We start from the raw sequence: 10,011 nt of genomic DNA, 5'->3' as shown, positions 1-10,011 counted from the left end.
GCGGGCCACCTCGCCCAGCGCCTCGGCGGCCTCGTCGCGGCGCTCCAGGCGGTAGAGCGCCAGCACCCGCCCCATCAGCAGCCCCAGCGGCGGTGTCTCGTCGTCGTCGCCTTCGAGCTCGCGCTCGCTCAGGGCCAGGGCCGCGCGGTCGCGGCCCTCCCGGAGCAGCTGGTCGAGGACCAGCTCGCGCAGGCCCAGGCTGTCCTGGTCGTCCAGGGTGAGCAGCCGTTCGGCGAGCTCACGGGAGCGCGCCCGGGCGCCGCGCTCCATGCCCACCACCAGTGCCAGGCCGGTACGCAGCAGCACGGCGTTGTCGGCGCTGTCCCACAGGAAGGCGCCCTCGCCCTCGGCGCGCACCTGCTCGAGCCAGCGCTCCAGCCGGCTCGCCAGGGGCTCGAACAGGCTCGGCGCCATCCACGGCAGGCTACCGAAGCGACTGGCCAGCGCCAGCGCCAGGGATTGCACCACGGCGGGCGCGTCCAGCCACTCGGGATGGGCGCAGAGCGCCGGCAGCCACTCCCCGGCATGGGGCCAGGGATCCTCGTCGAAGCCCATCGGGGCGTCGCTCTCGACCACCGCCCGGAAGACCTTCTGCCAGGCGGCGAACAGGGTGTCCTCGCGAGCGGTGGTGTGGTACTCGAGACCGCCGTCGTCAGCGCGGCGGATCTCCAGGCGCGGGGCCACGGGCAGCGACTCCAGCAGCGCCTGCAGGGCCACCAGCGGCTCGGCCAGGTCCTCCTCGGCGCTGAGCAGCTGGTCGGCGAGGGTCGCCCCGGGGTTCTCGGCCAGGTCGGCCAGGAACTGCAGCTGGTCGGGGTCCAGGTCGCCCTGGCGGGACAGGCGCCGGAACCAGAAGCGAGAGCGCTCGGCGGCCTCCTGCTCATGCCCCTCGTGGAGCAGCAGCATGGCCTCGATGTAGGCCAGGGTCGGCGAGTCGGGCAGGGCCTGCTGGGCGCGCACGAAGGCCGCCCGGGCGCTGTCCAGGTCGTCGTTGTCCAGGTGCATCAGGCAGAGCCGTTCCAGGGCCACGCCGCGCAGGAACAGCGGCCCGCGGTCGAGCACCGCATCGAGCAGCGCCTCTCGCTTGCGATTGAAGCCGCGCTCCTGGTAGAGGTCGATGAGGATCTCGAAGGCGGGCTCGGCCTGCTCGGGGAGGGTCAGCCAGTCGGCGCGCTCGAACAGCGACTCGAGGATCTGCTGTGCCCGCCCGCGCTGGCCGGACTCGGCGGCGATCAGGCCGGCCTCCAGCAACGCCTGGGCCGGGGCCCGACCGCTGGCCAGGGCGGCCTTGAGGGTCTCGCCCTTCCAGTCGCGCAGCGAGAGCATCCACATCAGGTGCGGCGGCACGTGGCCGGGCAGGCTGACCGACCCGCAGCAGTGCTTGGTCTTGCGCCCGGAATCGCACCAGCAGGGCTCGTTGCGCCCGGGGCGTGCCAGGGGTTCGGCGGCGAAGTCGAGTCGCGCCAGCGGGGTCTGCGACCACAGCTCCGGGGCCAGCGCCTGGGCCAGCGCCAGGTTGCCGCCGACCAGGGGCGGTCCCTCGTCGCGGGCCCAGGCCATCAGCGTGGGGTAGCGCTCGTCCTGGCGAATGGCCGCCAGGGCACCCGAGGCAAAGCCCAGCAGCTGTTCTACCCATACTGCCAGCATCGCGCACTCCAACCTTTGGAAAACGGCATAGTCTACCAGTCCGGCGCCAGGCTGGGCAGGTGGGTCGGGGGTCTGTCCGGGAGGATCAGGCGTGCACCCTGGCAAACAGCGGCCGGGTGCGCCCGGCCATGTCGAGTCGGGCGCCAAGGCGCACCAGGTTCCAGTAGTGGCCGTTGAGGGTGCGCGAGAGCAGCAGCGTGTCCGCCGGGGGCTGCAGGCGGTCCATGGCCGCCCAGGCCTTCGGCGAGAGCTCGCGCAGGCGACGGTGAACGCGCACGTCGCCGAAGTCCTGCTCGCCGGGGCGGAAGAGCGGCTCCACCGCCTCGGCCGCCTCGCGGTAGAGGGCCAGGGGCGCACCCTGCCCCTGGCGGCCGCCCATCTTGAGCAGCGCCTCGTCCATGGCCATGGGGTCCTTCGCCAGGGTGGCCTCCAGCAACTGCATCATCGCGGCCAGGCGCGCCTCGGGCACCGGGATCACCGCGCCCAGGTCGTAGACGACCAGCTGCCCCCGGTCGTTGACGGCAAAGTTGCCGGCATGGGGGTCGGCATGCAGCTCGCCATGGGTGAAAAGCTCCTCGGTGATCCAGTCCGCCAGGGTCCGGGCCACGCGTTGACGCTGGGCGTCATTGCCGGCCTCCAGTTCACGCAGCGGCGTACCTGGCTCGTAGCGCATGGCCAGCACCCGGGGGCCGGAAAGCGCCGGCAGCGGCTCGGGGATCACCAGGCTGTCGAGGTGGGCGTAGCGCGCGCGGTAGCGGGCCAGCGCCTCGGCCTCGGCGTGGTAGTCCAGCTCGCCGCGCAGGCTGACCGCCAGTTCCTCGAAGAGCGCATCGAGCCGCGCCTGGGGCACCTTGAACCATCGCCCCAGGCGCATCAGGCGACGCACCTGCGCCAGGTCGCTCTCCAGCACCTCGGCGAGGCCGGGATACTGCACCTTGAGCACCAGGGTCTCGCCGTCCCGGGTCGTGGCACGGTGCACCTGGCCCATGGAGGCGCTGGCGAAGGGGGTCTCCTCGATGCCGGCGAACACCGCCTCCAGGTCGCCGTACTGCGCGACCAGGGTACGGCGGATGTCCGCCCAGGGCATCGGCTCCGCCTGGCGCTGCAGGCGGGCGAGCTCCTCGGCGAGATCCGGCGGCAGCAGGTCGTCCCACTGCGACATGATCTGGGCCAGCTTCATCGCCGGCCCCTTCAGCTCGGAGAGCCCCTCGAAGAGGGCCTCGCCAAGGGCTCGCCAGTCGGCCTGCCCGCCCATTCGGGTGCGGATCAGAGCCCCGCCGGTGCGGGCCCCGAGGCCCAGCAGACGCCGGGTACGGCCACGTTCGCGCATGCGCTCTCTCCCGTGATCACCATTGTACAAGCATTGTACACATCCTGGTGCAGGTTACACCTGGCAGGGCGTGACGAATACTGGAAGAATGTCCATGTCATTCACCGCGACGAGCCATCATGCGACTGATCATCGCCGAGAAACCGAGCCTCGCCCGGGCCATTGCCGAGGCCCTGCCCGGCTCGCCCCGCAAGCAGGAGGGCGCCCTGGCGGTGGGTGAGACCACGGTCACCTGGTGCCTGGGCCACCTGCTGGAACAGGCCCCACCCGATGCCTACGACCCCGCCCTGAAGCAGTGGCGCCTCGATCAGCTGCCGATCCTGCCGAGTCGCTGGAAGCTGATGCCTCGCCCCAAGGCCCGCGGCCAGCTGGCGGTGATTCGTCGGCTGCTGACGTCCGCCCGCGAGGTGGTGCATGCCGGCGACCCAGACCGCGAGGGGCAGCTGCTGGTGCAGGAGGTGATCGAGCACCTGGGCTGGAAGGGCCCGGTATCACGGCTGCTGGTCAGCGACCTCAACCGCCCGGCGGTGCAGCGCGCGCTCGCCCGGCTCGAGGACAACGGCCGCTTCGAGCCGCTCTACCGGGCGGCCCAGTGCCGCGCCCGGGCCGACTGGCTCTACGGCATCAACCTGACCCGCGCCTGGACGCTTACCGGCCGCCAGGCCGGCCACGAGGGCGTGCTCTCGGTGGGCCGTGTCCAGACCCCGGTGCTCGGGCTGGTGGTGCGCCGCGACGCCGAGATCCGCGACTTCGTCCCCAGGCCCTTCTTCGTGCTGTGGGCCGACCTCGCGGTGGCGCAGGGAGAACTTCGCGCCTGGTGGGTCCCCGATGAGGCCCACCCCCTCGACGACCAGGGACGCCTGCTCGCCCGGGAACCGGCCGCCGCCCTGGCCGAGCGGCTGCCCGGTGCCGAGGGTCGGCTTACGGCACTCGAGCGCCGCGACAGGCGCCAGGCCGCCCCCCTGCCCTACTCGCTCTCGGCGCTTCAGGTGGACGCGGCACGGCGCCATGGCCTCTCCGCCAAGGCGACCCTGGACATCTGCCAGCGCCTCTACGAGCGCCACCAGCTGATCACCTACCCACGCTCGGACTGCCGCTACCTCCCCGAGGAGCATCTCGCCGCGGCGCGGGCCACCCTGGAGGGCGCCTGCCGCCAGGACGAGACGCTACGAGGCTGGCTTGCCGGGGCGGATTTCTCGCGGCGCTCCCGGGCCTGGGACGACCGCAAGGTCGGCGCCCACCACGCCCTGGCGCCCACCGGCAAGCCCGCCGACCTCGCGCGACTCGAGAAGGCCGAGGCCGATGTCTTCCGGCTGGTCGCGCGCAACGTCCTGGCGCAGTTCTATCCCGCGCTTTCCACCCGCGAGGTGAAGGCGGAATTCACCATCGTCGGCGAGTGCTTCCGCGCCCGGGGCCAGGAGATCCTCGACCCCGGCTGGAAGCCGCTGTTCACCACCCGTGACGAGGCGCCGCCGCTGCCGCCGCTCACCGAGGGCGAGGCGTGCCGGGTCCAGGAGGCCGGCGTCGAGGACCGCGAGACCCGCCCGCCGGAGCCCTTCACCGACGCCAGCCTGATCAAGGCGATGATGAACATTGCCCGCTATGTCGAGGACCCGGCCGTCCGGCGCACCCTGCGCGAGCACGACGGCCTGGGCACCGAGGCGACCCGCGCCGGGATCATCGAGACGCTGGTGGAGCGCGGCTACCTGGTCCGCCAGGCCAAGGCGCTGCGTGCCACGCGGCTCGGCAGTGCGCTGATCGCCTCGCTGCCCGAGGCGGTGGGCCGCCCCGAGCGTACCGCGCTCTGGGAGCAGCGCCTGGGCGCCATCGCCGAGCAGGGCGAGGCCCCGGCGCCCTTCCTCGCGGCCCTGGTCGAGGACCTGCATGGCCTGCTCGCTGCCGCCGACGCGGGGCGGATGCGCGAGGCGCTGCACAGCGCCCGGGGCGAGCAGGCCCCGGCAGCGCGCTCGCCCCGCGGCACCCGGCGCGGCGGGTCGCGCCGCAAGGCGGCCACGGCTCGGCGCACTCGTCGCTCATGACCCCGGGAGGTGCCCCATGACCCGAGAGACGCACTGGATCGTCGGCCCCGGCGCCCTGGGGCGGCTGATCGCCCTGCGGCTGGCCGGCCGGGTCCCGGTCAGGCTGGTCGGCCGCCGCCGGCTTCCCGGCCGCCAGACCCTGGTTACCCCGGAGGGCGACACCCGGGTCCAGGCACTTGCCATGTCACGGATCGATGCCCTGCCCCCGGAAACCCCGGCCGTGGTGCACCTCACCACCAAGGCCCACGGCGCCGAGGCGGCCCATGCCATCCTTGCCGCCCGGCTGCCCGCCGGCGTGCCGCTGGTGCTGTGGCAGAACGGCTTCGCCTGTCAGCCTCGGCTCACCACACGCCATCACGGCCCGGTGCTCTGCGCCACCACCACCGAGGGCGCCCATGTGCAGGGCGACGCTCGGGTGACCCATGCCGGCCATGGCCACACCTACCTCGGCGCGCTGGACGGGCATCATGCGGAGTTGGCCGGGGCGCTGGCGCGGACCCTCGCCGATGCCGGGCTGCCGGCCGAGGCGGTCGCCGACATCCGCGTGCGGCTATGGCGCAAGCTGGCCGTCAATGCCGCCATCAACCCCCTGGTCGCCCGATTCATGATCCGCAACGGCCAGCTGCGCGACCGTCCCTTCCGGCCCATGGTCGAGCGGCTGATCGCCGAGGTCGCGGCGATCCTCGAGGCGGAGGGCATCAGCCCACCCGACGGGGACGGCCTGGAGGGGTGGCGGCAGCTGGTCTGGCAGGTCGTAGAGGCCACGGCGAGCAACCGGGCCTCCATGCTGCAGGACGTGCGGGCCGGCCGCCTCACCGAGCACGAGGCGATCCTCGCCCCGCTGCTGGACGCCGCCTCGCGGCACCGGCTGCCGGCCCCCTGCCTTGGCGGCCATCTCCAGGCCCTGCGCCGCCGGGCGGCGACATTGGCGGAACCTCCGACGGCTTGCTAGTCTTGAATGACAATGCTTCCGGGCCGGCAGCCCCCGCGTGCTGCCGACTCAAGGTCGGGGAACATGCATCCGGATTCACGCCTCGCCATTGCACTGGCCAGCTTTCTGGCGCTGGTGGCGCTGCCCGCGCAGGCCGACTCGGCCATGCCCGCCTACGGCGGCATGGCGCAGGATCTGATGCACCTCGACAACGGCATGATCATCCAGGGAAGTGACGTCGAGACCCCCGACGGCTATACCTCGGGCTTCCGCCTCACCGCCGGCTTCACCCCACAGCACCTGCCCCGCCTCGACCTCGGCGCCGAATTCAGCTATCGCGAGAGCGATGATGTGCCGGTGACCCTTGCCAATGGACAGCAGCTCCTCGACACCACCAGCCTCGGCGGCAGCCTGGTGGCCGGCGTGCGCCTGGGGCCGTTCGGCCTCTATGCCAAGTCGGGGCTGGCGGAGTGGCAGGGCGACCCCGTCGGCGGCGGCGACCAGCTGCGCGAGGGCGGCGGCACGGCCAGGGTGCAGGGCTTCGGGGCCCGCCTGCAGTTGCGCCACCTGGTGAGCCGCCTGGAGTTCGAGGAGATCGATGCCCAGACCATGGACCACCTCAACCTGGTGACGGCGTCCATCCACTACCCGTTCTGACCCTGCTCTAACGCTCCTCACCCCGAGCCTCTCACGCAATATCGGCTGAATCGTCTTCAGGCAACAACATTGCCCCGGTGCCTGCCGGGGCGGTGGCCTCAGTCCCCCCACAAGGCCACCGCCAGCAAAGTCGCAACGGCCCCCATCAGCGCCGACGGGCAACCAGCCGTTCAGCCCCGGACCGAGCCTATTATCGCCAACCCAATGGCCGTGGCGAATCACGCTTGTGCCGCTGGCCTTGAGCATGATCCAGGTATCTTCCCGACGAGTGTCGAAACGAGCGGTTGCCCCCTCTCCTCGTGCCACTACTTCGCCTGATCAGCGTCGCGGGTGCCTACATCATGTCGCCACGGACAGCAGAGGAGTTTGACGTTTTCAGCCTGCATTCGGCCTGCTGACGTATAGTCGGCACTCCCCATTCATTTCGCGAGGTTCTCTTCATGCGCAAGACACTCCTGGCACTCGCTACCGGCCTGGCGGCCACGACGGCCCTGGCCGCCGGCCAGCAAGGTGGTCACCACGAGGCCCCCAAGGATGGCGACGTTGACCGCACCATCAGTTTCGAGGCCGGCGACATGCGGTTTACGCCCGACCACTGGATGTTCAGCCCGGCGAGACGGTGAAGTTCGAGATCACCAACACCGGCAACCTCCAGCATGAGTTCGTGATCGGGGATGCCACGGCCCAGGCGGCGCATCGCGAGATGATGCGCGACATGGCCGCCAGTGGGCATGGCCATGGCAACGACAGCCATCATGGTGGCGGCGACGCCATGCCGTCTGTGACCATCGACCCTAACGAGACCGCTACCCTGGTGTCGACGGCTCGCCGACAAGGATGAGGTCGAGTTCGCCTGCAATATCCCCGGCCACCATGAGGCTGGCATGAACGGGGACATCGATATCCAGGCATGACCCGATGAACTCTTTCTTCTACCGGGTAGCCCAAAGCACTGCGGTCATTCCATGAATCCAGGATTCACAACGTGCGATTCGGTGCCTTCATGAACAAGGCGGGGTTAAGGAAATCAGGATTGGGTGACATGGCCAGGCATCAGAAGCATGAGGACGGCGCCCCTTCCCTCGTCTTCCCTACCTCGAGGCGGCGCATCCTGCTGGGCGCTCTGCTGCTTGCCGCCTTTCTTGCCATTGCCCTGGTGCTGTGGCGTAGTGGTACGTTGGATACCCTGCTAACCGGCGATACCCTCGAGCAGGCGGTGATACGACTTGGTCCATTGGGGCCGATCCTGGTCATAGGCCTGATGACCCTTGCCATCGTCATGAGTCCGATCCCCAGTGCACCGATCGCGCTTGCCGCCGGCGCGGCCTATGGCCATGCCTGGGGGACACTCTATGTCGCCATCGGCTCCGGTACCGGTGCGCTGATCGCGTTTTGCATTGCCCGCCTGCTGGGGTATGACGCCCTGAGGGCCTGGTCGGGCGTGCGCCCGCCCCCGAACCTGCTATACCGTTTCATTGACTCCCAGAACGCCCTGATGGCCGCCGTTTTCGCCACCCGGCTCATGCCGTTCGTCTCATTCGACGTCATCAGCTACGCGGCGGGACTCTCGCCTCTCAAGGCCTGGCGCTTCGCCGTCGCGACGCTGCTGGGGGTGCTACCAGCAAGCTTCCTGCTGGCGCATTTCGGCGACGAACTCGCCTCAGACGATCTGCGCCGCGCGGGTCTAACCGTGCTCGCGCTCGGCACCATTACCCTGCTCCCACTGGCCTGGAAGGTCACGCCGGCACACGTGCGAGTGGCCCTCAGGCGCTGGCTTCACCTGGGATAGCCAGTCTGAGTCCCACCAAGCCCCCCTGGAGCCGATTATCATGGGACTGGCGGCACTCTACCCTGTCATCCCTCGCTGACAGGGTAGAGTGCCGCCACTCCCATGACACCACGCACAAGCTCCGCCTTTTCCGCCTTGGCTTCACTACATCGTCCAGGCGGGTGGCGGGGACCCAGGAAGGCGGGATTTGCATGATGTCGATCAAGGTGTGGTGCCATCCGCCCCTTGGTGTTCCCCTTTCGCTTGACCATTGGGTACCACAAGGGATTTAGACTTTGAGCAACTTGGCAGTTCCCAAGCGCCTGAACCAAGCTGCGGTGCTGCCAGAGCAGAAGGCGGGCAAGGTGAAGACGAAGCATGCGGTGGTGCAGGTCGGTATCGCCATGGGGACAGGTACCAATGTCACCAGGTCGATCAGCACGGTGTCGGTGCTGGACAATGCCCTGCGCCTCGGCCCGACAAGCACCTGACTGTGCAGGACGAAAAAAGATAGAGGGGAGTGTGCATCATGTCGAAGCAAGAGCGCCGCCTCGGCGTCTCCGAGGTCAACCTAGTGACTCGCAAGCTGAAGCTCGAGCTCTGCAATGAGGAAGCGTTAGGCCTCGCCATCGGGGAGATCGATGAGGTGTACGGGGTTGACAGAGTCGACTACGACACCGACACGCGCAGGCTCAGCCTGGCCTATGATGCGTCGCGGCTATGCATCGACCATATCGAGGCGATCCTCGACCGGCACGCCATCGAGATCAGCAAGGACTGGTGGACACGTTTCAAGGAAGACCACTACCGGTTCGTCGACCAGAACATCAAGGACAATGCCAGTAAGGAGCCGTGGAGCTGCCATTGACGGCTCCGGTCATCACGCGCCACCACCATATCGTACGGATCGATGTCGGTGGCCGTGTCGACGTCACGAAGGTGCGGATCGCCGCGGAGCTGACGGGGTGTGTCACCGAATGCCGATAACGTGAAAGCCATCTCACCGGCAGCATCGTCATCGTGCTCGGCCTTTTCATGACGGGCGTGTTCCGACTTCCCGTCCTGCAGCGCAGCTTCCATTGGTCGCCCGCGACGAGAGAGCGCGCCCCGTTGGTGGCGACCTTGTGCCGATGCCGTCTGGCCGGTTGAGGCCGTGGATCAGGTGGCCGTCGAAACCTAGTCGGGTAGACCGGGCGATTGCTCGACCCGGCCCCCCTCAGATCCGGGCATGCGCAATTGACGCACCCGGCTCCTCAACCATCAGCTTCGCTGAAGAACTTAGCACTGCTGCATAATCCTCACCTGAGCCAGCGGCAGGGCTTCCAGTAGCCTGCAGGCCTTGTCCCACGGGATGTGACTCTTCTGTGAGCGGCGACTCAGCCACTTCACCCAGATCCAAGACACTCGGAAACGAAATGTCTGGAGGGCTCTCATGTTGCCACGGATACCGTAGTAGGCTGCATGCCCCTGAACTTTCCTGCACAGCTCGCGATGTTGGTCACGCAGTGGGCGGTGTCGATTGTGGCGACACCAGTGTGCGATCCTTTTGAGCCCGCGACTGACCCTGTCCTTCGCCGTCTTTCGCTTGATAATCAGGCTACCCCGGCGTGACTTGCCCCAGTAATGGGTAAAGCCCAGG

Annotated in this window: 10 protein-coding genes; 8 read left to right on the top strand and 2 right to left on the bottom strand. The window is 69.0% G+C overall.

The genetic code is table 11. The features are described from left to right. Together SCI24_RS04420 and SCI24_RS04415 are read right to left on the bottom strand one after the other, a co-directional pair. The coding region (locus tag SCI24_RS04420; RefSeq protein ID WP_318724221.1) for an SEC-C domain-containing protein at positions 1–1,647 on the bottom strand (1,647 nt) is incomplete at its 3' end. Positions 1,648–1,732: 85 nt separating this feature from the next. Next, entirely contained in the window at positions 1,733–2,977 is a 1,245-nt protein-coding gene (locus SCI24_RS04415; RefSeq protein WP_318724220.1) for an AarF/ABC1/UbiB kinase family protein, read from the bottom strand. A gap of 119 nt (positions 2,978–3,096) precedes the next feature. On the opposite strand from SCI24_RS04415, the gene SCI24_RS04410 reads away from it, so the two are divergent. The 8 genes from SCI24_RS04410 (at position 3,097) to SCI24_RS04375 (ending at position 9,240) form a co-directional block, all read left to right on the top strand. Beyond that, positions 3,097–5,016: a DNA topoisomerase III gene (locus SCI24_RS04410; RefSeq protein ID WP_318724219.1), complete on the top strand. Its 1,920-nt coding sequence runs from the start codon at positions 3,097–3,099 to the stop codon at positions 5,014–5,016. A gap of 16 nt (positions 5,017–5,032) precedes the next feature. Next, positions 5,033–5,968 (top strand): 2-dehydropantoate 2-reductase, encoded by a 936-nt coding sequence (locus SCI24_RS04405; protein WP_318724218.1) that lies wholly within the window; start codon positions 5,033–5,035, stop codon positions 5,966–5,968. 63 nt (positions 5,969–6,031) lie between these two features. Next, positions 6,032–6,604, top strand: coding sequence for an outer membrane beta-barrel protein (locus tag SCI24_RS04400; RefSeq protein ID WP_318724217.1), 573 nt, complete (start codon positions 6,032–6,034; stop codon positions 6,602–6,604). A gap of 440 nt (positions 6,605–7,044) precedes the next feature. Next, positions 7,045–7,227 carry a hypothetical protein gene (locus SCI24_RS04395; protein WP_318724216.1) on the top strand — a complete coding sequence of 61 codons (183 nt, stop codon included), beginning with the start codon at positions 7,045–7,047 and terminating at the stop codon, positions 7,225–7,227. Beyond that, positions 7,224–7,445, top strand: coding sequence for a hypothetical protein (locus SCI24_RS04390; protein WP_318724214.1), 222 nt, complete (start codon positions 7,224–7,226; stop codon positions 7,443–7,445). The genes SCI24_RS04395 and SCI24_RS04390 overlap by 4 nt, the downstream gene beginning before the upstream one ends. Before the next feature lie 144 nt (positions 7,446–7,589). Then, complete coding sequence (locus tag SCI24_RS04385) at positions 7,590–8,393, top strand: TVP38/TMEM64 family protein (RefSeq protein WP_318724212.1); 804 nt, start codon at positions 7,590–7,592, stop codon at positions 8,391–8,393. A 275-nt stretch (positions 8,394–8,668) separates the two neighbouring features. After that, positions 8,669–8,863 carry a hypothetical protein gene (locus tag SCI24_RS04380; RefSeq protein WP_318724210.1) on the top strand — a complete coding sequence of 65 codons (195 nt, stop codon included), beginning with the start codon at positions 8,669–8,671 and terminating at the stop codon, positions 8,861–8,863. Positions 8,864–8,901: 38 nt separating this feature from the next. After that, entirely contained in the window at positions 8,902–9,240 is a 339-nt protein-coding gene (locus SCI24_RS04375; RefSeq protein ID WP_318724209.1) for a cation transporter, read from the top strand. Positions 9,241–10,011 lie beyond the last annotated feature (771 nt).

Source organism: Halomonas sp. (assembly GCF_033549285.1).
Lineage (GTDB): Bacteria > Pseudomonadota > Gammaproteobacteria > Pseudomonadales > Halomonadaceae > Halomonas.
This window is presented reverse-complemented; position numbering and strand designations above follow the sequence as displayed.